A 22629-nucleotide genomic window follows, 5' to 3' on the forward strand; every position below is an offset into this window, starting at 1 on the left:
AAAATCTTCTGAATTCTTTGGCAATTTGTTTCTTGACTTTTCTTCGTCTGACTCTTAATATATCTATAGAACAAGAAATGAATCAAGGAGGGTATTCCAATGAAAACAGTAAAGATTTCTTTAAATTCTATCGACAAAGTAAAATCATTTGTAAATGACATTACAAAATTTGATTATGATTTTGATCTTGTATCTGGAAGATATGTAATCGATGCAAAATCAATCATGGGAATCTTCAGCTTAGATCTTTCTAAACCGATCGATCTTAACATCCACGCTGATGAAAACATGGATGAGATTCTCACAATGTTAAAACCATATCTTTGTGAGTAATTAATAGTTGTATTAACAACTCAGAAAAAGGGCTGGCCTTGTTAAGGGTTCAGCCCTCTTTTTTTATACCGAAGTATGCAGAAGAACCTGTCACCGGCAGGTTCTTCTGTATCTGTCCTGCTATTATTTTACTTCAATAATCTCTACTGTCTCGATTGCCTGCTTCATCAGCTCATCAATTTTTTCATTCAGATTTTCTTCCGAGCGGCGGATCACATCGATATTTGGCTTTGTCACCGGATGTTTTGCAACGAATATTGTACAGCAGTCTTCGAACGGCTGGATCGATGTCTCATAAGTATCAATCTTTTCAGATACATCGACAATTTCCTGCTTGTCAAATCCAATCAACGGACGGTATACCGGCATCGTACATACATCATTGGTTGCTGCAAGACTCTGCATTGTCTGACTTGCCACCTGTCCGATACTTTCACCTGTGATCATTCCCAGACATCCGTCTTCTTTTGCAAAATGCTCTGCAATACGCATCATGTATCTTCTCATAATGATTGTAAGCTCATCATGTGGACACTGATCATAAATATACAGTTGGATATCTGTAAAGTTCACTACATGCAGCTTAATCGGTCCGGAATATTTTGCAACTTTTTTCGCAAGGTCTACAACCTTCTGTTTTGCACGCTCGCTTGTATACGGTGGTGCATGAAAATAGGTTGCCTCAAGACTTACTCCTCGTTTGGATACCATGTATCCTGCTACCGGACTGTCAATTCCACCGGATAACAGAAGCATTGCAGAACCATTGGTTCCAACCGGCATTCCACCTGCTCCTGGAATGATCTGTGAATATACGTAGATTTCATTTCTTACTTCTACATTGACCATTACGTCCGGATGATGAACATCTACCTTAATTCCACTTTTCGGAAACGCATACAGGATTGCTTCTCCAAGATCACGGCTGATCTCCATAGAATTCAGCGGATAACTCTTCTTTGCACGTCTGGACTCAACCTTGAATGTAAAGTTCTTATCCGGATACATCTCATCCATGTATGCAACAACGTCTTTTTTCAGTTCTTCAAATCCTTTGTCCTCCATACGGACTACCGGACAGATTCCAACAAGACCGAATACCTTTTTCAGATGTTCTACAGTCTCATCGTAATCATAATCCCCTTCACAGTCCACATAGATTCTGGCCTGTGATTTGTGTACATCAAACTGGCCGTCTACATCTTTTAATGCATAGCGCACCTGTCTTACCAGTGCGTCTTCAAATAGATGGCGGTTCTTTCCCTTAATCCCAATCTCTCCATATTTTAATAAAAATGTATGAAATCTCATCTTTTGATTCCTTTCTTTATCCTTTTATCTAATGTCTGGTATATTTTCTAAGCATCGGTACTATATTATATAGTGCCTCCAGCGTATAGTCAATCTCTTCTAATGTAGTAAATTCTGACATACTGAATCTGAGTGTCGCATCCAGGAATTCCTGCTTTGCCCCGATTCCCTTTAACACCCCGCTGATCTGCGGATGGTTGGATGCACAAGCCGATCCGGAAGATACATAGATTCCTTTGTCTTCCAGTGCGTGTAACAATACTTCACTTCTTACTCCTGCGATACCGACACTGATGATATGCGGCGCGGAGGTCTCATCATATAACCCGTGGATTGTTGTATTTTCAATCTTCTGTACACCTTCGATAAAATGCTTCTTTAACGCACGCATCTTTTCAACTTTTTCATCCAGGTTATCATAAATTGTCTTCGCCGCCAGTGAAAGTCCTGCAATTCCTGGCACATTTTCTGTTCCGGAACGCATATCATTCTGCTGTCCGCCTCCGTATACGATTGGGCGGATCTTTACATTCTCACCGATATATAATGCTCCTACTCCTTTTGGTCCATGAATCTTATGGCCACTGATGGAACACATATCTACTTTTAATTTTTTAGGATATATCTTATATTTTCCGAATCCCTGAACCGCATCTACATGGAATAAAATGTTCTTATTATAAGCCTTTACAATACTTGCAGCTTCCTGAATCGGCTGAACAGATCCAACTTCGTTATTTACATACATAACAGACACCAGAATGGTATCCTCACACAGTGCTTCTTTTAACGCATCCAGTTTGATTCTTCCATAACGGTCTACCGGAAGATATGTGACACGGAAGCCTTCCTCTTCTTCCAGAAAACGCATGGTATTGATAATGGCAGGATGCTCGATTGATGATGTGATCAGCTGATTTCCCGCACGCTTGTTGGCTCTTGCCGCACCGATCAGTGCCATATTATCACTCTCTGTGCCTCCGGAAGTAAAATATACTTCCTTTTCCTGTACCTTCCAGAGTCTGGCAAATGTCTCCTTTGCTTCTTTTATATATTTTTCTGCTTCCACACCTTTATTGTGCATGGACGACGGATTTCCATAGTCTTCACACATGACTTTTTGTACCAGCTCACCGACACTTCGGTAAGCCATTGTGGTAGCTGAATTATCCAGATATACTTCTTTCATTTTTTCACTTCCTGTACTCTTCATTCTTAGTATTAGATTATGTGCCTACCCTTCCAGATGGAACATAAGAAGCGACAGTGTCGTAAGTCCTGCCGTCTCTGTTCTTAAGATTCTTCTTCCAAGTGTTACCGGCTTTGCCCCGGCTTCCATAGCAAGCTTTACCTCTTCTTCCTCGAATCCGCCTTCCGGACCGATGAATACACCGACAGACTGCCCCGGCCGAATTCCGGCTATGATCTTTTTCGTCTCTTCTATCCCTTCTGCCAGTTCATACGGAATCAGAACTACATCCAGTTCTTCCGCCATCTTAAGAGCCTGCGCATATGTACACACTTCGCCGACCGTTGGCACGATACCTCTGCCTGCCTGTTTTGCTGCGCTGACTGCGATCTGCTGCCAGCGTTCTACTTTTTTTCCAGCTTTCTTAGCGTCCAGTTTTACGACTGCCCGCTTTGTAGACACCGGAATTACCTGATATGCCCCAAGTTCTACTGCTTTTTGCACGATCAGTTCCATCTTATCCTGTTTCGGCAGCCCCTGAAACAGATAGATTCTGGATGCCAGTTCTGTCTCTGCTTTGCTTTTTTCTACAATGTGAAGTACCGCCATGTCTGCTTCGTACGATTCCACCTCACACAGATACTGCCATCCTTCTCCATCGTTCACCGTCAGTTTTTCACCAAGCTTCATACGAAGTACATTCTTTATGTGATTGACATCCGAACCTTCCACGTAGATTTTTTCTTCCTTCACCTGCTGTGGTGATACAAAAAAATGCTGCATATATGATCCTCTAATTCTTTCTTGCAGTTACAGATACCCATTCACCCTGATGGTTTACTTCCAGTACCTCTAAGCCTGCCTTCTTTACAGCTTCTACTACAACTTCTTCTTTATCTTCAATGATTCCACTCGTAATATAGATACCACCTTTTTTCAGCTGGTGTAAAATCACCGGTGTCAGCGGTACCAGAACGTCTGCCAGAATATTTGCTGCTACGATATCATATTTTTCATATCCGACTTTATCCTGTACTTCTTTGTCATCGATAATATTTCCGATCATAACCTCATACTGGTCTCTGCTGATTCCGTTATTATCCATATTTTCATATGTTGCATCGATGGCACATGGATCAAGGTCTGTTCCTACAGAATATTTTGCTCCGAATTTTAATGCAAGCATGCCGAGGATTCCGCTTCCGCATCCTACATCCAGGATCAGTGTGTCATCTGTTACGTATTTTTTCAGCTGACGGATACAAAGCTGTGTTGTCTCATGCATACCAGTTCCAAATGCTGTACCCGGATCAATGTGGATCACCATCTTGTCACTGTCTTTTGCTTCTACATTTTCCCATGATGGAATCACAAGGATATCATCAATATAGAACTGGTGGAAATATTGTTTCCAGTTATTCACCCAGTCTACATCCTCTGTCTGGGATTCTTCGATCGTGCATTCCCCTACATTCACATAGCTTCTCATCTCTTCTAATTCCTGTCTGACTTTCATCAGCATCTCTCTTTTATCCACATCTTCATCCAGATAGAATGTCAGATAAGCACATCCGTCATCTTCCGGCATGTCCGGCAGGATATCCACAAACATCTGCTCTTTGTCTGACTGGGTAAGAGGAATCTTATCCTCAATCTGTACTCCTTCGATTCCAAGATCAGCAAGCATGCTGCTGACAATATCTTCTGCTTCTGTCGTCGTTTTCAGACGAAACTGATTCCATTTCATATAATTTCTCCTTTATGTTATCTTTTTATCTTGTCTTTTATTTTCTCTGTGACAATCGTCGTTCTTTGTTCTGTTCTCACTTCAACGCTCTTTGCTGCATCCGACGATATTCCCTGCTTATTTTAACACCTGCCGTCTTTAAAGTAAATGTACTTCTTTTGCTAAAACTCTGTTAAGGAAATAACGATTTCTGTTCATGCCGTGTTAAGAAGTCTCTCATTCTCTTTATCTTCTCCTGTAAAATCCATACAATATATCCGGAAGCAAAATTCCATTCATATCATATATTTTAATATATTTAATATGCTCTCGCAAAAGCAAATATAAAGCCATTGCAGGGCGCGAATCAACAAGGAGGACTTTTTGTTATGAATATTGGTATTTTAATTCTTATGATTATTGGTGGTGGTGTCGGGGTTTTATCTTCTTTATATATTGCACTCAGTTTCCCGGCCGTTATTCTGTGGAAAATCTATCGTAAAATCCGGCACGGATATAAGCTTACATATTAATCATTTCCCTGTCATGTATATTCTGACCGGTTTCTTAAATCGTCATCTATTTTAAAGTAGTATTCAGATCCTGTTCGATTTCATCCATTTCTGACAGGATCTCTTCCTGCTGTTTGTCAAACAGAAGTTTCTTATTATACTGATAGTACTTATCGCAATCATTTTCCTTTAAAAATTGAATACTGTAGTAATTCGTATTCAGCTCTGTTACAAAGGATACCATCTCCTGACTGTCACCAAACGCTGCTTCCATGAATTCAAAAGCATGTTCCAGTGCGTTAAGTGTATGTTCTGTCAGTTCTTCCCGTGCTGCAACTTCTTTTCCAAACACTTCTTTGACACGTTCAAACGCCTCTTCTTTTTCCAGATGTTCTTCTTTTAACAGTTGTTCATAAGATTCCAGTGTATCCAGCACCTGCTTTCTTACATGGTCTTCCTGTTTTGTCATCTGTTCCTCTTTGCGCAGTTTTTCATAAGTATCTCTTGCTTCACAAACCACAAGATCAATCTGGAGACTGGATCTGTATACTTTCAGATAATCGTACAGTATCGTAACATATCTGTCCTTTAAGAAATAATCTTTAAAGCAGCTTCCCAGACGCCCGATCAACATATTTACAACACTGAGTCTTTCATCGAATGCTGCGTACTGCAGGCGTTCCAATGTATCTTTACTGTAAATACCTTCTATAATCTTTTCCAGACCATAATCCTTTTTATATTTTCTATATAATTCCAGATAATTTGCGAAATCTTTTGCAATCTTCCAGTGCTGGATGTACTGATGGACAACTTCTCTGTCCGCTTGTTTTCCTAATTTTTCATATGTTTTCAGAAGCTGTGACAGGTCTTCCCAGCCTCTGGCTGTAGCAAACACCCGCCCGTCAACGGTCGTCTCCATACGGTAGAAATAGTCTTTCCGGATTTCTAAGTATGCAAGAATTGCCGGATGAATGTCTGCCTGATAAGCATATTCTTTCCATACATCGTAATTTACATCCACATCAATCTTCTTGATACGGTCCAGTGTTACTACATCAAAATCACGGACCGACTTATTATATTCCGGTGGATTTCCTGCTGCTACAATGATCCAGCCTTCCGGAATTTTCTGATTGCCGAAGGTCTTACACTGCAAAAATTGCAGCATCGTTGGTGCCAGTGTCTCTGATACACAGTTAATCTCATCGATGAACAGGATTCCTTCTTTTAATCCTGTCTCTTCCATTTTGTCATATACCGAAGCGATGATCTCACTCATCGTATATTCTGTAACTGCATATTCTTTTCCTCCATAGTTCTTTTTTTCTATGAATGGCAGACCAACTGCACTTTGTCTGGTATGATGGGTGATCGTATAGGCTACCAGTGCAATCTTGCACTCTTTTGCGACCTGTTCCATAACCTGTGTCTTTCCAATTCCCGGAGGCCCCATCAGAAGAATCGGTCTTTGTCTGATGGATGGTATCATGTAATCTCCGTATTCATCTTTTGCAAGATATGCTTCAATGGAATCTCTGATTTCTTTTTTTGCCCGTTTTATGTCCATTTTATTTCCTCTTTCTTGTATTTCTGATTGTTTGTCAGTATTTCACATTTCCAATTGGCGAATTCTGTCATTCTGTTTCTTTTTCTAAAATAATCTTCATCGCCCACGGCGGTACATCTACATCTTCATACTCTTCTTCCATGAACACGAATGCTACCTCATATGCTGGTCGTTTCGCCGGATAAATTCCTCGTCCATCCGTAAAGTAGATCATCCCCCGCAGATGTTCAAATGCATGCTGATGGATCAGCTCATCTACATAGGCAAATGCAGGGCGGAAGTCGGTTCCTCCTTCTCCTTTTAGTTCCAGATTTTCCATATAAGACTTTAGTTCTTCTTCACAGGTAATCTTCTGGTCTGTCTGTATCTGATCATCACACTGAATAATATGAATATTTACTTTTCGGAAGAAACTGTCATTTTCGCTTAACACACCATATGTTTCTTCCAGAAATTTTCTGACCAGCTCACCCGAACATGACATCGATGTATCAATCACGATCACGAATTCTTCCACCTTCTGGACTTCTTTCCATTCCTGTGGTTCGATCAGCGGCATATTCCCATACATAGATAATCCATAACTGTAAAATGTATAATCAAACGAATCCGGATCTACTGTCATCTCTTCTCTTAATACAGAAAATTTTCTTAAAAACTCTCTGTAATCCATCCGTTCTCTGTTTTCTACTTTAACCTGATCGATCAGACTTCCGGATGACTGGGATGCTTCTCTTGAAAATGTCTCCATCTCCGTCTCCATGTGTTCGCTGATATCCTGCCACTTGTTCTCTATCTGGCTCTGCTTCTTCTTATCTTCATCCTTTGGCCAGTAGCTATGATCATCCACTCTGAATTCAGTTTCTAATTGTAGTATTTTATTTTCTGACAGTTGTTCTTTCTTCAGGAATTCATACACCCGCTCCACAGTCAGTGTCTTCATCTCTTTTTTTAATTCCCGGTACATCTCTCTTCTTAACAACGGCCGGGATTTTAAAACGCATCGGTGCTGCATATCATCGATGATCGACTCTGTCACGATATCGCAGGCAAGATTATACAGTCTTTCCTCTCTTCCTTTTCTGCGGATCATATGCCGGAAGATACCATGTAATACCAGATGCAGGTAAATGCGGTTCACCGCTACCCGATCTGTTCTGAAAAGCCCTCCCAGATATTTTGGATCATAATACAGATACATTCCGTCTGTTCCCATCCCTTCTGCGCCTGTATCTAGCACAAATGGAAGACTTGAAAGTGCTACATCCAGAAAACGCATTTTCATATATAATTCATTTCTTGCTGTGATCAAGATCTTTCTTCCCAGATTTTCCATGCGCTCCTGCATATCAGATTCTATCGTATTTTTCATTTTTCCATACGCCTCTTACAAATCAAATGTCTTTTTCTTTTTCGGAAATAATTGTCTTCGAATATCCATAAGTATTCCCAATGTCTCTGTTTTCTGCAATTCTCCGGCTTGATTCATTCCCTCCTGAAGCGCTTCTTCCGTCCAGAATTTTCCACTTTCAAGGAAACGGATTCCTTCTATATCTTCTTTCTGAACCAGTAAGCCAGCTATTGTTTTTAAATGCGCTCTTATATACTCCGCATACACATTCTGGTTCTTCCCGGATAAGTCCACCGGATACCGAAGTCTGTTCAATGCCAGTTCTCCTGCCGTCTCTTCCGAATCTTCCGCAACTGTATGATAGAACATTTCATCATATTTTTTATAATCCAGCTCCCGGTTATAAAAGCACTGCCTGTAATAACCTCCCGCTCCATGATGATGGGTTTCTAGAATCCTGGCCGGAGTATTCTCAACCGCCTCCTCATAATGCTCCGGGAAAAGGAGTTCTGTCATTTCATATTCTCCGTTTGTCTTGTGATAATTCAGTTTAACACGGAGCTGATACCTCATTTCTTCTGCAATAGATTTCAGGCAGCTCTTTTTTCCATTTTCAAAATCGATTTCTATTTCCGACAGATGACATCCTGTCAATGCTCCGCCTCCCATATCTAAAAGACTGTTACCCAGCCTGATCTTTCTCAGATTTCTACAGCGGTAAAATGTATATCTTCCAACTTCTGTAAGATATTTGGGAAGCCAGACACTCTCAAGTGTGGTTCCCGCAATTCTTGGATATTCTTCTGATGTCTGACTGTTGTTTCTGCTCAGATTCCCCGTCACTTGCGGATTGTACCATATCTCTTCGCCTTCATCCTCCCTGTTACTGGCAAATGTATAGGACGCCAGGGCAGTTACCGGCTTATCTTCTATCTCATCTGGCAGTACCACCATTCCGTCCCATCCATAACAACCCGTAATCATGATTCCTGACGATATCTTTCTGTAATGAATCTCCGGGCATATCATACTTGCCGTTTTTTCTGTATTTTTTCTATTATTCATGAATCTTATCATCTCTCCTGCATTTTTCAGATAGGCTCTAGTTGTTTTTCTTTTCCTATACTACTATTAATCTATTTTGTTTGCAAGCTTCGTGCATTTCTTCTCTTATCTTTTCATATATATATGGCAACAATCCGTATTTTTCCCGGGAGGATTTATGGATACTTCTTCTCTTTCTTCATCTAGTCTCTGGCGCAAATATAAACCATTACTTTTACTTCTTTTCTTTAGCTTCTGCTTTTTTTCCGGAGGAATTCTTGCCAGATTTGTCTCTTCTGTCAATGTTTCTTCCACAAATATTCAAACTACACATGCTGCCTGTGAAAACTGGGGACTTGGTTTCCAGGAAGAAGGAAAAAGGCCCATCGGCAACACTTCTATCGATGACCTGAAAAAATATAATGCCTATTATGCACAGGATACTTCAAAAAAGATATTATACCTGACCTTCGACTGTGGATATGAAAACGGAAATACCCCGGCCATCTTAAAAGCCCTGAAAAAGCACCATGCTCCTGCCACCTTCTTTGTTGTTGGTAATTTTCTTCAGGACAATCCGGATCTTGTAAAACAGATGTTAAAAGAAGGGCATACCGTGGGTAATCACACGTTCCATCATCCTGATATGTCACAGATATCCACCCGCGAAAGTTTCGCCAGGGAACTTGACAGTGTTGCTGCTCTTTATAAAGAAATTACCGGAAAATCTATGTCCCGCTATTACCGCCCTCCACAGGGCAAATATAGCACTGACAATCTTCAGATGGCAAAAGATCTTGGATATCATACCTTTTTCTGGAGCCTCGCCTACGTCGACTGGCTGACTGATGCCCAGCCGTCACACGAAGAAGCCTTCGACAAATTACTTTCCCGTATTCATCCCGGTGCAATAGTTCTACTTCACAACACTTCTAAAACCAACGGTGAAATTCTGGATGAATTGCTCCGAAAATGGGAAAATATGGGCTATTCATTTTCGCCTCTTAGTAAAATTATTTCAAACAGTTAGTGACACGCAACAAAAAAGAACGATAAATTCTATCGTTCTTTTTTGTTCTAATATTCACTATTAAATGCTTATTCTGTAATTAATCCAGATCAATAACATCCATCTTGAATGTATCATCCATCTCTGCATGACTTCTGATCTTTTCCGGATGATTACTCAGAAGATCTGACGTCTCATCAAACATGTCATCGTCATCATAATCACTCTCTCCGAACATATCGTAATCATCGTCGTCATCTTCTCCATAATAACCTTCAAAGTTATCAAACTCTTCTTCATCAAGAGGCGCAAATACTTCAAAATCATCATCCTGAATACTAATATTGTTCACTGGTTTTCTGATTGCCGGACCTGATTCATCCAGAGACTGTGCTGCCAGACGTCTTGTTTCTGACATTTTCTTCTTTGCCGGCTCTTCTTTCATCGCTTTAGCTATATTCTCTGTAGCCCATGGATCTTCATCATCAAAATCATCGTCATTATAGCCTTCGAATTCATCTTCGTCAGCAATTTCCTTCTGTACTTTTTTAGGGGCTTTCTTTGCTTCTTCTTTTTGCACTTTCTTTGCCGCCTTTTTACCAGCTTTAGCCTCTTTTTTCTTTGCTTTTAATTCAGCCTCTTCTTCATCCATATCAATACCATATTCATCATACAGATCATCCAGCTCCAGATCTCTGTGATAAAGTTTTACGGATGTAACAATTAACACTAAAACAAGAATCAGAATCAGAGCAAGCGCTATGATTACTACGATATCAAGGAAGTTCTCTACGAAATTTAATACTTTTCCCCAGAGACCTTTTCCATTCTTTCCAGATATAGTCGAAGTTTCACTTGTCTCCGGTTCATATTTCTGATAAGTGCCATCTGATGTATCATAACGATATGTTGTCTTTTCCCCATTAGAATTGAGCGCATAGATAATATAATACTCAGCATTCTTCGTATCCTGCCATGTATCAAATTCTTTTCCATTTAATGTTAATGTAGTTTTCTGATATTGATTCGAAAGCTTAAGTTTGCCATCATTTAAAATAGGAATAATATAATGATCTTTTGAAATTTCTACTTCTTCAAATGGAGAAAATGATCCATCATCATTATTATACAAATAAAAATCCGCCACTCCACTTTCATTCTCTGTCAGATACATCGCATTTGTACCACTTGACTCCTGTGTAATCACCTGACAATTGGTCCCTTCAAAAGATATTTCATTTCTAGTAAACCCTTCCGGAATCAAAGCGTCTGAAAAATCATTGCTGACTGTATATTCTTTTTTTCCAATTTTTACAGTCACTGCACTTGCATTATCTGTTGTATCTGTTCCAACTGTCGAATCACTTGCATTATCCTGAATAAGAGAAGGATCCCCCTCTCCAATTGTAATAGCCGAACTTCCTTCCGTAATATCTAAAGTTGTTCCATCTGTGCTTGTTCCTTTTGCACTTGCAACTTCAATATTAGTATTTCCTTCCTGTAACGCCTGAAATTTCAATCCAAATTCTGCAGTCGTTCCAGAACCAGTCCACATAAGTTTGATTGTACCATCATTTTCAGTTGCATTATCACCACTGATAAATTTTAACGAGCTTGTATCATACTCTAATGCTGCTTCCATAGATCTTATAGATGATGCAGAAGATAATTTCACTGTAACATCAACCTCAGCTCCAACCGTTGTTGAAGGATCCGAAAAGCGCAATTCAGCTTCTGCAGCTTCTGTAATCACTGATATGCATGGACACATTAAGCATATCATTAAGACTGTTACTAATATTTTTTTTAGTCTCTTCATGTAACTTACCCCTTTTTTCTTTTATTATAAAACTATGAAAATTTATTCTGTTTCCTCTGTTGTTCCTCCTGTTTCACCTGCTCCGCTCTCTGAGCTTCCACCAGCTGATCCAGATATTTCTCCAGATGTTGTTCCGGAAGATGTAGTTCCAGACGTTGTCGTTCCGGAAGATGTAGTTCCAGATGTCGTTGTTCCACCTGACGTTGTAGTACCAGATGTCGTTGTCCCACCTGACGATGCCGTACCACCTCCGTAAGACCTTGTAGTTCCGGATGTCGTTGTTCCACTTTCATAATTTCTGCTCATTACCTCAGTTGTTCCTGCAGTACTATTTCCAGCAGTTCCATTCGCCGAATAACCTGCTGATCCAGGCGTCTCATCATCCTCTATAGTTGTTCCATCCTGTGCACGTTCCGATGCCTTATCTGCAATACCATTTTCAATATCCTGCACAGTTCCTGACACTTCATACCCATCATTTCCGAACAGAAATTGATGTACCTCCATAAGATTAGATGAAAGTGTCTTCGGAATTACTACACTTCCTACTTTATTTAATAAATCCGTTGTGTTCTCAGAAGGAAATCCAATAGAATCTTCAAAACTATATTTGGTAAGATCTTTTGCATATGAAATCATCTCCGTTAAAGTAAAATTGGTAGATATCTGTGGAAATACACTATCAATAATTTTATTCACAGTTCCCACACTCATATTCTGTGCTTTATCAGCGATTTTTTTCAATACAAGTCTCTGCCTTTGCGCCCGTTTAAAATCACCACCTTCTGTATAACGGATTCTTGCATAAGACACTGCCTGTACTCCATTCAAATGATATGTTCCTGCAACTTCTGGCTCTATTCTTTCATAATCTTTCCCTGTTACTTTCGAAGTTTCTACACAATAATTATTCATATGTACCACTTCATCATCTGTCAGATCAATATCCAGTCCTCCAACAGCATCTATAACATCTACTAAAGCATTAAAGTTTACTGTCACATATTTTTCAATATTCAGATCCATATTTCTATTAATCATAGAAACTGCACCTTCTGCGCCACCATATGAATATGCCGCATTTGCTTTATTATAACTTCCATCATCCAATTGAAGTAAGGTATCACGATAGACCGATACTATTTTTATTTCTTTTGTCTCATTATTCAAACTTGCTATCATAATAGTATCACTACGATTTCCTTTTCCAAGATCATTTTCTCTTGAATCCAATCCAAATAATGCTACATTCGTATATCCCTCGTCATGTTTTACCTCGTCAGATATATTCAATTTCTCTGTATTCAATTTCTCTGTATTTAATTTATTCATCTTACTTGCCACAATTACTACACCAAGTAAAGCAACTGCAAGGAATGTTCCACCTAAAGTTAATCCTATTTTCTTTCCCAGGGACCACGATGCAATACCATTTTTGTTTCTTCGCCCTCTACGCCTTACTTTCTTCCGACCGTCTCTCGCCATTTTTCATATCCTTTCTGTATTTCAATATCACCTTTCATCCTTTATTAATACGAAATCTTTTTTCATCTTACCCCATTTATAAGCAAATTTCAACATTTTCCGATGTGTTTTTGCCTTCAGTTCCAATACCTTGGATTCATTGTACATTTCAGCAACAATTTTTCAGGTAATTTTCTATACCTTTTCCCCAAAAAATATCCTGTATATTTCGCAATACAATCAACAAAAAATTTTACAATCAATAAAGGTTGCTTATTTTTAATTAGATATTTCACTGTGTTTTTTACCAGTTTCATTCCTTCTTTTTCTGAACTTACATTTGCAAAAATCTCTGGATGTTGCGCTTGCGAAACTGCCATATCAAAATTTCTCGTCAATTGTTGTTTGAAATTATAATTATGAGAATGAATTACTTTTGCTTCTGCATTATAATAAATCTTTTTTCCTCGTTTTATAACACCTGCTGCATAAATCATATCTTCATTAAATATCGTTTTCTTTTCAAATCCGCCATTTTCTATATATGCTTTCCTGTCATATGCAGCACACACATTCGAACAAAAAAATGTTTTTATTCCGAGTTGCCTCAAATCTTCCTGTGATTTGATACAACTCTCTTTGGGATAATTAAATTGACGTGTATATTGTTCTAAAATCGACGCCTCAGGTCTCGGTAGTTGCCTTGCATATGCCACTTCCACATCCGGTTCTTTCATCGCCCAGACCAGCTCCGCAATCAATTCATCATCTGCCGGACATGCATCCTGTGTCATGCACACAATAATATCCGCTTCTGAACTGCGTATTCCCTTATCTCTGGTTCCACCATGATCGAACTCTTCTTTTTCTACTTCTACTATTATGATATTCTTATATTTTTCTACATATTGATCCAAGTTTCTTCCATCTATTGTATGCATCACTATAATTCGATGTATGGGATAATTTTGTGTTTCCAGTCGTTCCAGCATACTCTCAAATTCTTTTCCCGGACAGTAAACAGGAATCAGTACATCTATTTTCTGCTCATTCATCTTATGTTTCATCACTTCCATCATCACTTGACGGATATATTTCCGTCATATCCATCAGGGTATTACTGATTTCCTGTAATTTATCTGTTGGCGTATAACTTTCATCCACGAAAAGGAATTTATGCAATTTTATCACATTCTCTTCCAATCCTTTTGGCACAATATATGAACCGGTATATCCAGAAATCTTCTCCGGAGTTTCCAAATCGGTCGGAAATCCCTGTGTATCTTCCAATGTATAATCAAAGATTCCTGTTGCCAGCTGAAGAATTTCTTTCGTCGAAAAACTCGTTGATACCTCCGGCATCACTTTATCGATAATCTTGTTTATTGTTACCAGATCCTGCTTTTTTAATTTATTCATTACTTTTTCAAGTACCAGTCGCTGTCTTTCTGTTCTTTTATAATCTCCGCCTTCTGTATAACGTATTCTTGCATAAGACACTGCCTGCACTCCATTCAACCGATAATTTCCGGCTTTTTCTGGAACTATTTTTTTGTATTTCTTTCCAGTTACCTTTGAAGTTTCTACACAATAGTTATTCATGTGTACCACCTCATCATGAGTCATATCAATATTAATTCCATCAACCATATCCACAACATCTGCGAGTGCAAGGAAATTTACAGCCACGTAATCTTCAATATCTAAGTCCAGATTCTCGTTCAACATATTAACCGCAGTCTCCGGACCCCCAACAGAATATGCAGCATTTGCTTTATCATAATGTTCTCCATTTTGTTTTAAAAGTGTATCTCTGTAAACCGATACCAATTTTACTTCTTTTGTTTCATTATTGATACTTGCAATCATAATAGTATCGCTCCGGTTACCTTTTCCAAGATCACTTCCCCTGGAATCCAGGCCAAACAACGCTACATTTGTATACCCAGTCTGCTTTAATCCATTGTTTTTTACATTGGAAATGCTTGTATGATTCAATTTTCCCAACTTAAACAGCGCAAACACCGTCACGCTGAGCAGACATAAAATAATAATTTCGACCACCATTACCGTCACTCTGCGTCTTCTTCGCCTTTTCAGTCTTTGTCTTTGTATTTCTCTCTGTCTTCTAGTTAACTTCTTCTTTTTTTGTTGTTCACTCATGACTTCTCCTTAAAAGCTAATAGGCATTCTTATTGATAAATCCTTTAAAAAATGTTAAAAATATAATTTTAAAATCAAATCCTAGTGTCCAGTTTTCGATATAATATAAATCATGTTCTATTCTCTTTTTAATCGATGTGTCACCCCTGTATCCATTTACCTGCGCCCATCCTGTAAGTCCCGGACGCACTTGATGTTTGATCATGTATCGCGGAATTTCTTCTTTAAATTTTTCGACAAACTGTGGACGTTCCGGTCTCGGTCCTACCAGACTCATATCACCTCTTAATACGTTAAAAAGTTGTGGCAATTCATCAATACTTGTTTTTCTTATAAATCGGCCAACTGTTGTTACACGCGGATCATCTTTTGTTGTCCAGCCTTTTTTCTCTTTCTTTTCATCTTGGACGATCATAGAACGAAACTTATACATTTTAAACGGTTTATTCTGTAATCCTACTCTCTCCTGCGAAAAAATCAACGGCCCCGGTGATGTTTTTTTTATCATGACGGCTGTGACCACCATAACCGGCGAAAATAAAATAATGGCAACAACCGCACCAAATATATCAACTCCTCGTTTCATCCACTTATTAAGCGGATCACTTAATGGAACCCGTCTTATATTTATAACAGGAAGTCCTTGCAGATCCTCTGTATATGGTTTTGTCGGTATGACATTATTATAATCCGGTATGAACTTTGTATGCACCCCGGACTTTTCGCACATTTTTACAATTCTTTCAAGTTTGTGATATTCCGCAAGTCCCAGCGTAATAACAATTTCATCTAATTTGTTCTCTGGAAGTACAATCTCCAAATTGTCAATTCTTCCAAGCACTTTTATTCCTTTATATTCCGTTCCTCTCGGTACATTATCCGCCAGAATTCCTCTGACACTATATCCCCAATCAGGATTAACAAGAATTCTATCTATATATTGTTCTGCCGCCCGGCTGTAACCTATCAGAAGAATATGTTTTTGATTAAATCCCTGACTTCGGATTTTCCGAAGTCCCAGCCTTATCAGATTTCTTTCTACAATTTCCAGAAAAATATTAATACAGTAAAATACAAATATCATTGTTCTGGAAAAATCTGCCTGATGTTTGAAATACAACACCAGAATAAATACCATGAAGCCAATCGTATTAGCCTGTAAGATATTCCATGCTTCCAGTCTTCTTCCTTTTACACGTTTAGGTGTATATAATTGAAAAATGTAATATAGGATTAGATATCCCGGCACAATGAATACCAATACACTCATATAAACTTGCAAAGACAGATACCACGGATCCATCTCAAATATCCCACTTCTGAAACGTAGATACCAAGACAGGATATACGATATTACAATCACAAAAGCATCCAGAACCACATGCATTTTATTTAAAAAGTTTTGATTTTCCTTAATCAACTTATTTCACCAACTTTATCTTTTTATTTACAAAAAACGTCTAAGTACATTTACCCACAGCTCAATTTGTATCTTTATATAATTTTTCAGAGTTCCTTTTACATAATGTACTTTATCTTTTCTTTCGCACATCAAAATTCCCTCTTTTAATCCTTTCAGATAAATTTTCCCAAATCCTTTTTTCAAGAAGAAGATATACTTAATCAAAAATCCCATCAATAAAAATGGTAAATTAATAACAATTTGCAACACCGGCATATTTTTATAAATCAAATACACGTTATTTCTTGAAGATAAGCGTATCTTAAATCCATTATATCTTGCACCACTTGCCGCGCTTCCTACATGTATAACCTGTGCTTTGGGTTCATATGCGTTCGTGAACCCTTTAATCCTCGCCCGGTATCCAATATCTACATCTTCCAGATAAGCAAAATGCTTTTCATCAAACATTCCTATCTTTTCAAACACTGATCTTTTATAGATAGATGCCCCTCCGCAGGCAGCAAATATTTTTCTGCAAGAATTATATAACTCTTTATCTTTATCTTTTCCGTATGCATATGCCCACCCCAGAGCATTATAATAAGTACCTGCACTATCTATTTTTGTCTGATCATGATATTGAATCATCTTCGGCTCTACCGAAAACAAGTTTGGATCTTTTTTGATTGCATGCAAAAGATAGAACACAAAATCCTTTTTAATAATAGTATCGTTATTTAAAAGAATTACATATGGAGTTTCCGTTTTTTCTATCCCTATATTCACTGCCTTGCAAAATCCACAATTCTTATCTAGCATTATAAACTCTACATCTGGATAAAACTTCTGAACCTCTTCTACACTTCCATCTGCCGATGCATTATCTACAATCAGAATCTTTTTATCTGTATCATCATTTTCATGCAAACTTCTGACACAATGTAGTAAATATTCTTTTCCTTTATAATTTGGTATTACAATTGTTACTTCGCACATATTTTCTCCGTTAGTTTACCTTTAAAGAATAATCCCATTTTTTCAATGTAAGATTCGGATTATATGCCGGATCACCATTTTTCAGAATTGAAATCCAATGACTTCGCATATATTCAATCTCACTTTGAAACCTTCTTACTTTTTCTTTTGTATCTTCCGGTCCTCTTGTCTTTGATTCATAATGATATAATTCTACATATGGGTCATATACAATTAAATATCCTTTTTTGCGAATTCGCAGGCACAAATCCACATCATTAAACGCTATTTGCAGTTTTTCTTCCAACCCACCAACTTCTTCAAACACAGACCTCTTAATCAACATACATGCCGCCGTAACCGCACTAAGATCCTGTTGTATAGAAGCTCTATGCATATAACCAGTATATCCCCTTTTCATTCCAACAAATACACTGCCGGCAACACCACCAATTCCGATTATAATTCCTGCATGTTGAACTGTATCATCTGGGTAATAGAGCCTTGCACCTACTGCACCTACTTCTTCTCTCTGGCAGTGTGATAGCATTTCTTGCAGCCAGTCTCCGTTTATTACTTCCATATCATTATTTAAAAGTAACAAATAATCGCCCCTTGCATGTCCTGCTCCGAAATTATTAATTGCAGAATAATTAAATTCTCCTTGCCAATATATTACCCTGATTTTTTCTTTCTTACTTATCTCATTATAATATTCAAAAGTTTCTTTTTCCGTACTGTTATTTTCTATAATAATTATTTCATAATTGTCGTAATCCGTCAATTTTTCAATTGACCTTAAGCACTTATCCAATGTTTCCTTCTGATCCTTATTTGGAATCAGAATAGATATCAACGGATTTCCCGATATTTTATATTTCACTCTATAAAAACCAAGATTATCAGTAAGCGACACCTCTCCTTCTGTCTGACAACGCTTCAGGTGTTCTTCAATTGCCTCCTTGCCAGCATCATAAGCGTACATTTTACTCAACGGATTGTCCGCCGTTGATTCTTGATGAATTCTCCAATGATACAAAATTTTCGCAATATGCTCAATATGTTCTGCTTTTTCCACACAGCGCAAAATCAGATCATAATCCTGGGCTCCATTATACACTGCCCGAAACCTTCCCACCTCTTCTACCAGTTCTTTTTTAGCAACAAAAAAATGACAGATGTAATTATTCGATCTCAGCATGTCCAAATTAAAATCCGGCTTAAAATTGGGTGCAAAATACTCTTCCAGATTGGTGGTTACTTTATCCTCATCTGAATATAATACATCTGTCTTTTCATTTTCATTTATGCGTTTTACAATTTCATATAACGCAGATTCTTCTAACAAATCATCATGATCCAACAGTCCCACATATTCCCCCGTTGCAATATCCAATGCTCTGTTCGTATTCTGCGCAATTCCTTCATTTTCCACCACATCTACAACTTTGATTCTGGAATCTTTTCTTGTACAAATATCAAGGATTCTTCTTACATTATCATTGGCAGGATTCGCATTGGCAATACAAAGTTCCCAGTTTGGATAAGTCTGTACTCTCACAGATTGAATCATCTGTTTCAGGAACTCTTCCGGTGTATTATATACTGGTACAAGTACACTGATCTTTGGCGCATATGCAAACACCTGATTTTTTTGCTTTTCTAATTCTTTTTCAGATGGTTTGTGCTCCTGTAGCCATTCTTTATAATCAATATCTGTCTTCTGAAACCGTTCAGTAAGTTTAATCCAAAAGCCTTTGGGTCCATAATGACGCAAATAAAGTATCCCCTTCTTTAAATTGTAAGGGGATACTTTTTTTATTATATTTATATAATCTAATCCATTGCTCATAGAGAATATCCTCTCATATAATTACATAATCTTCCTTTTTATCTGAATCATTGTAACATACGGTTAACATTTCGGCAATATTTATATTCTTAATATTATATGAATTAGCACTATATAAACATACTTTATAAACCTTTCAAGCATTAACAATATCTTATTTTCGTTATATTTAATGTCTAGAAATGGAATGTATCTTTCAATCCCACCCACAGCTGGTCTTTATCACTTAAGTTCAGTGGAGTTCCATCTTCCAGTGCATAGCCTTCGCCGGAAGCAGTTCCTTTATATTCTCCTGTCAATGTCGGCCATTCAATACCGATCTCAGGATCATTCCATGCCAGTCCGCCTTCATCTCCCGGATGATAGAAGTCTGTACATTTGTAGCAGAACTCAGCAAGATCACTTAATACCAGGAATCCGTGTGCGAATCCTTCCGGAATATAGAACTGTTTTTTATTTTCTTCTGTCAGTTCTACGCCGAACCATTTACCATATGTCTCGCTGTCACTTCTTAAGTCAACCGCAACATCGAATACAGATCCTTTTACGACACGGACCAGTTTTCCCTGTGGGAACTCTTTCTGGAAGTGAAGTCCTCTTAACACACCTTTTGTAGAGCTTGACTGGTTATCCTGTACAAACTGCATGGTAAGACCTGCTTCTTCCATATCTTTCTGGTTGTATGTTTCCATAAAGTATCCTCTTGCATCTCCATGAACAGTTGGTTCAATTACACAAAGTCCCTGGATTCCGCCTGCATTTTTTTCTACTTTAATCTGTCCCATTTTATCTGTCTCCTTATTTAAATGTGATTTAATCCCAGCCACAAACAGTGGCTGAGATTAGTTTTAAGATATATATAATTAAAATTCAATTTCTTTCAGATATCTTCCAAGTGCATCCTGCCATGTCGGAAGTGGAGTAAATCCATTTTCTACAAGTTTGCTCTTATCCAGGCGGCTATTGAAAGGTCTTGCCGCTTTGGATACACCATACTCTTCTGTGGTTACAGGAAGAACTGTTACTTTATCTTCGCTGTATTCTTCATGGCCAAGCTCCGTTGCCTGACGAAAGATTTCTTTTGTGAAGTCATACCAGCTGATATATCCGCCTTCGTTTGTTGCATGATAATAACCATATTTTTCTGTTTCAATCATGTCTACAAGAAGTCTTGCAAGGTCAAATGTATAAGTTGGTGTTCCAATCTGGTCGTTTACAACTTTCAATGTATCGTGTGTCTTTGCAACATTTAACATTGTCTTGATGAAGTTCTTACCATTTTTACCAAATACCCACGCAATACGTACGATAAAGTATTTCTCCAGTGTCTCTGAAACTGCCAGTTCTCCGGCAAGTTTTGTTTCACCGTATACATTCAGAGGCTTGTAATCTTTGCAGTCTGGCTCCCAGGCTTTCTCGCCCTGTCCGTCGAATACATAATCTGTGCTGATATATACCATCTTGCAATCCAGTTTTTTACATACATCTGCAATGTTCTTTGTTCCTGTTGCATTAACAGCTTTTACGATTTCTTTCTTGTCATCGTCTTCTGCAAGATCTACGGCTGTCCATGCTGCACAGTGTACAACAACATCCGGTTTTGCTTCTGTCAGGACCTTTTCTACAGATCCTGCATCTGTAATATCCATTGGCACATATGGCATAGTTGTTACCGCTGTTCCGTCCTGGATCCCACTGTATGTTTCTTTAATGTCAGAACCAATTCCCTCGTATCCACGAGCTGCAAGTTCGTTCATTACATCATGACCAAGCTGTCCGCCAACACCTGTCACTAATACTTTCATTATTTGATCTCCTCTCGATGAGCATACATTTTTTCATAGTAGTTCTGGTATTCTCCGGAAATGATTGTCTCCCACCATTCTTTATTATCCAGATACCATTTGATTGTCTTTTTGATACCATCTTCGAATTTTGTCTCTGGAAGCCATCCAAGTTCGTTGTGGATCTTAGTTGGGTCGATTGCGTAACGCATATCGTGTCCTTTACGGTCTTCTACATGTGTAATCAGACTTTCTGGTTTTCCAAGTTCTTTACAGATAATCTTAACGATCTCGATGTTTGTCTTTTCGTTGTGTCCACCTACGTTATATACTTCTCCGACTCTTCCGTTATGAATGATCAGATCGATTGCTTTGCAGTGATCTTCTACGTATAACCAGTCACGTACATTTAAACCTTCTCCGTATACCGGAAGCGGTTTGTCATTTAATGCATTTGCGATCATAAGCGGGATCAGCTTCTCTGGGAAGTGATATGGTCCGTAGTTGTTAGAACATCTACTGATTGTTACAGGCAGTCCGTATGTTCTGTGATAAGCAAGAACTAACAGGTCTGCTGCAGCTTTTGATGAGCTGTATGGGCTGCTTGTATGAATTGGTGTCTCCTCTGTGAAGAACAGGTCTGGTCTGTCAAGTGGCAGATCTCCGTATACTTCATCTGTAGATACCTGGTGGTAACGTTTGATACCATATTTTCTACATGCATCCATAAGTACTGCTGTACCTTTGATATTTGTATCCAGGAATACTTCCGGGTTCTCGATAGAACGGTCTACGTGGCTTTCTGCTGCGAAGTTTACAACCATGTCTGGTTTTTCTTCTTCAAATAATTTGTAAACTGCTTCACGGTCTGTGATGCTTTCTTTTACAAAACGGAAATTCGGGTTGTCCATAACTGGTTCCAGTGTAGATAAGTTTCCTGCATATGTCAGGCAGTCCAGACAAACGATACGATAATCTGGGTATTTATTTAACATATGAAATACAAAGTTACTTCCAATGAATCCGGCTCCTCCGGTTACGATAATTGTCATTTTCTTATTTCCTCTTTTCTTTTTATTGTATACAGGATTCTTTCTATAAAGAATCCTGTCCGCTATCTTA

20 protein-coding genes are annotated in these 22629 nt (G+C 38.4%); 3 read left to right on the forward strand and 17 right to left on the reverse strand.

Annotated features, from left to right (window positions below; all coding sequences use genetic code 11):
• The first annotated feature begins 99 nt into the window (after nt 1–99).
• Nucleotides 100–333 carry an HPr family phosphocarrier protein gene (locus ACWJAF_RS06340; protein ID WP_296030575.1) on the forward strand — a complete coding sequence of 78 codons (234 nt, stop codon included), beginning with the start codon at nt 100–102 and terminating at the stop codon, nt 331–333.
• A gap of 123 nt (nt 334–456) precedes the next feature.
• On the opposite strand, the gene thiI is transcribed toward ACWJAF_RS06340, so the two are convergent.
• The 4 genes from thiI to prmA are packed head-to-tail and all read right to left on the reverse strand — an operon-like array spanning nt 457 to nt 4580.
• On the reverse strand, nt 457–1644 hold the full coding sequence (thiI, locus tag ACWJAF_RS06345) for a tRNA uracil 4-sulfurtransferase ThiI (protein WP_448862920.1): 1188 nt from the start codon (nt 1642–1644) through the stop codon (nt 457–459).
• Between the two features lie 28 nt (nt 1645–1672).
• Complete coding sequence (locus ACWJAF_RS06350; protein WP_448862922.1) at nt 1673–2833, reverse strand: cysteine desulfurase family protein; 1161 nt, start codon at nt 2831–2833, stop codon at nt 1673–1675.
• 45 nt (nt 2834–2878) lie between these two features.
• The gene (locus ACWJAF_RS06355) at nt 2879–3616 is read right to left on the reverse strand and encodes a 16S rRNA (uracil(1498)-N(3))-methyltransferase (RefSeq protein ID WP_296030585.1); all 738 of its coding nucleotides are present in this window, start codon (nt 3614–3616) and stop codon (nt 2879–2881) included.
• Nucleotides 3617–3626: 10 nt separating this feature from the next.
• Nucleotides 3627–4580: a 50S ribosomal protein L11 methyltransferase gene (gene prmA / locus ACWJAF_RS06360; RefSeq protein ID WP_296030587.1), complete on the reverse strand. Its 954-nt coding sequence runs from the start codon at nt 4578–4580 to the stop codon at nt 3627–3629.
• 368 nt (nt 4581–4948) lie between these two features.
• Between prmA and ACWJAF_RS06365 the strand changes: the two genes are divergently transcribed.
• Entirely contained in the window at nt 4949–5092 is a 144-nt protein-coding gene (locus ACWJAF_RS06365; protein ID WP_296030589.1) for a hypothetical protein, read from the forward strand.
• A 46-nt stretch (nt 5093–5138) separates the two neighbouring features.
• Here the strand turns inward: ACWJAF_RS06365 and ACWJAF_RS06370 are convergent, their stop codons facing one another.
• From ACWJAF_RS06370 to ACWJAF_RS06380, 3 genes are all read right to left on the reverse strand, one after another.
• Complete coding sequence (locus ACWJAF_RS06370) at nt 5139–6641, reverse strand: ATP-binding protein (RefSeq protein WP_448862925.1); 1503 nt, start codon at nt 6639–6641, stop codon at nt 5139–5141.
• Nucleotides 6642–6708: 67 nt separating this feature from the next.
• Entirely contained in the window at nt 6709–8013 is a 1305-nt protein-coding gene (locus ACWJAF_RS06375; protein WP_448862927.1) for a vWA domain-containing protein, read from the reverse strand.
• A gap of 15 nt (nt 8014–8028) precedes the next feature.
• The gene (locus ACWJAF_RS06380; protein WP_448862929.1) at nt 8029–9057 is read right to left on the reverse strand and encodes a leucine-rich repeat protein; all 1029 of its coding nucleotides are present in this window, start codon (nt 9055–9057) and stop codon (nt 8029–8031) included.
• Nucleotides 9058–9214: 157 nt separating this feature from the next.
• Here ACWJAF_RS06380 and ACWJAF_RS06385 point away from each other — a divergent pair, with 157 nt between their 5' ends.
• The gene (locus ACWJAF_RS06385; protein ID WP_448862930.1) at nt 9215–10066 is read left to right on the forward strand and encodes a polysaccharide deacetylase family protein; all 852 of its coding nucleotides are present in this window, start codon (nt 9215–9217) and stop codon (nt 10064–10066) included.
• A 79-nt stretch (nt 10067–10145) separates the two neighbouring features.
• Here ACWJAF_RS06385 and ACWJAF_RS06390 read toward each other — a convergent pair whose 3' ends face one another.
• The 10 genes from ACWJAF_RS06390 to rfbB all read right to left on the reverse strand — a co-directional run bounded on the left by ACWJAF_RS06390 (nt 10146) and on the right by rfbB (nt 22559).
• The gene (locus tag ACWJAF_RS06390; RefSeq protein WP_448862931.1) at nt 10146–11864 is read right to left on the reverse strand and encodes a cohesin domain-containing protein; all 1719 of its coding nucleotides are present in this window, start codon (nt 11862–11864) and stop codon (nt 10146–10148) included.
• Between the two features lie 42 nt (nt 11865–11906).
• Nucleotides 11907–13349: an LCP family protein gene (locus tag ACWJAF_RS06395; RefSeq protein WP_448862932.1), complete on the reverse strand. Its 1443-nt coding sequence runs from the start codon at nt 13347–13349 to the stop codon at nt 11907–11909.
• Between the two features lie 116 nt (nt 13350–13465).
• A complete protein-coding gene (locus ACWJAF_RS06400) occupies nt 13466–14407 on the reverse strand; it encodes a glycosyltransferase (RefSeq protein WP_448862933.1) in 942 nt (313 codons plus the stop codon).
• Complete coding sequence (locus ACWJAF_RS06405; protein WP_448862934.1) at nt 14385–15491, reverse strand: LCP family protein; 1107 nt, start codon at nt 15489–15491, stop codon at nt 14385–14387. Before ACWJAF_RS06405 ends, ACWJAF_RS06400 begins: the two co-directional genes overlap by 23 nt.
• A 16-nt stretch (nt 15492–15507) precedes the next feature.
• The gene (locus ACWJAF_RS06410; protein ID WP_296030617.1) at nt 15508–16911 is read right to left on the reverse strand and encodes an undecaprenyl-phosphate glucose phosphotransferase; all 1404 of its coding nucleotides are present in this window, start codon (nt 16909–16911) and stop codon (nt 15508–15510) included.
• Between the two features lie 27 nt (nt 16912–16938).
• Complete coding sequence (locus ACWJAF_RS06415; protein ID WP_448862935.1) at nt 16939–17892, reverse strand: glycosyltransferase family 2 protein; 954 nt, start codon at nt 17890–17892, stop codon at nt 16939–16941.
• Between the two features lie 10 nt (nt 17893–17902).
• A complete protein-coding gene (locus ACWJAF_RS06420; RefSeq protein WP_296030623.1) occupies nt 17903–19723 on the reverse strand; it encodes a glycosyltransferase family 2 protein in 1821 nt (606 codons plus the stop codon).
• Nucleotides 19724–19899: 176 nt separating this feature from the next.
• A complete protein-coding gene (gene rfbC, locus ACWJAF_RS06425) occupies nt 19900–20508 on the reverse strand; it encodes a dTDP-4-dehydrorhamnose 3,5-epimerase (RefSeq protein ID WP_296030626.1) in 609 nt (202 codons plus the stop codon).
• Between the two features lie 78 nt (nt 20509–20586).
• Nucleotides 20587–21528, reverse strand: coding sequence for a dTDP-4-dehydrorhamnose reductase (gene rfbD, locus ACWJAF_RS06430; RefSeq protein ID WP_296030629.1), 942 nt, complete (start codon nt 21526–21528; stop codon nt 20587–20589).
• Nucleotides 21528–22559: a dTDP-glucose 4,6-dehydratase gene (gene rfbB / locus ACWJAF_RS06435; RefSeq protein ID WP_296030632.1), complete on the reverse strand. Its 1032-nt coding sequence runs from the start codon at nt 22557–22559 to the stop codon at nt 21528–21530. Before rfbB ends, rfbD begins: the two co-directional genes overlap by 1 nt.
• Nucleotides 22560–22629: the final 70 nt, after the last annotated feature.

The organism is Dorea sp. (assembly GCF_977044405.1).

Bases quoted from the DNA above. Each gene is read 5' to 3' on its own strand.
- ACWJAF_RS06415 (WP_448862935.1), bottom strand. From the start codon at position 17,892: ATGTGCGAAGTAACAATTGTAATACCAAATTATAAAGGAAAAGAATAT.
- ACWJAF_RS06395 (WP_448862932.1), bottom strand. From the start codon at position 13,349: ATGGCGAGAGACGGTCGGAAGAAAGTAAGGCGTAGAGGGCGAAGAAAC.
- rfbD (WP_296030629.1), bottom strand. From the start codon at position 21,528: ATGAAAGTATTAGTGACAGGTGTTGGCGGACAGCTTGGTCATGATGTA.
- ACWJAF_RS06385 (WP_448862930.1), top strand. From the start codon at position 9,215: ATGGATACTTCTTCTCTTTCTTCATCTAGTCTCTGGCGCAAATATAAA.
- ACWJAF_RS06375 (WP_448862927.1), bottom strand. From the start codon at position 8,013: ATGAAAAATACGATAGAATCTGATATGCAGGAGCGCATGGAAAATCTG.
- ACWJAF_RS06400 (WP_448862933.1), bottom strand. From the start codon at position 14,407: ATGATGGAAGTGATGAAACATAAGATGAATGAGCAGAAAATAGATGTA.
- rfbC (WP_296030626.1), bottom strand. From the start codon at position 20,508: ATGGGACAGATTAAAGTAGAAAAAAATGCAGGCGGAATCCAGGGACTT.
- ACWJAF_RS06365 (WP_296030589.1), top strand. From the start codon at position 4,949: ATGAATATTGGTATTTTAATTCTTATGATTATTGGTGGTGGTGTCGGG.
- ACWJAF_RS06370 (WP_448862925.1), bottom strand. From the start codon at position 6,641: ATGGACATAAAACGGGCAAAAAAAGAAATCAGAGATTCCATTGAAGCA.
- ACWJAF_RS06340 (WP_296030575.1), top strand. From the start codon at position 100: ATGAAAACAGTAAAGATTTCTTTAAATTCTATCGACAAAGTAAAATCA.
- ACWJAF_RS06350 (WP_448862922.1), bottom strand. From the start codon at position 2,833: ATGAAAGAAGTATATCTGGATAATTCAGCTACCACAATGGCTTACCGA.
- prmA (WP_296030587.1), bottom strand. From the start codon at position 4,580: ATGAAATGGAATCAGTTTCGTCTGAAAACGACGACAGAAGCAGAAGAT.
- rfbB (WP_296030632.1), bottom strand. From the start codon at position 22,559: ATGACAATTATCGTAACCGGAGGAGCCGGATTCATTGGAAGTAACTTT.
- ACWJAF_RS06355 (WP_296030585.1), bottom strand. From the start codon at position 3,616: ATGCAGCATTTTTTTGTATCACCACAGCAGGTGAAGGAAGAAAAAATC.
- ACWJAF_RS06420 (WP_296030623.1), bottom strand. From the start codon at position 19,723: ATGAGCAATGGATTAGATTATATAAATATAATAAAAAAAGTATCCCCT.
- ACWJAF_RS06380 (WP_448862929.1), bottom strand. From the start codon at position 9,057: ATGAATAATAGAAAAAATACAGAAAAAACGGCAAGTATGATATGCCCG.
- ACWJAF_RS06405 (WP_448862934.1), bottom strand. From the start codon at position 15,491: ATGAGTGAACAACAAAAAAAGAAGAAGTTAACTAGAAGACAGAGAGAA.
- ACWJAF_RS06390 (WP_448862931.1), bottom strand. From the start codon at position 11,864: ATGAAGAGACTAAAAAAAATATTAGTAACAGTCTTAATGATATGCTTA.
- thiI (WP_448862920.1), bottom strand. From the start codon at position 1,644: ATGAGATTTCATACATTTTTATTAAAATATGGAGAGATTGGGATTAAG.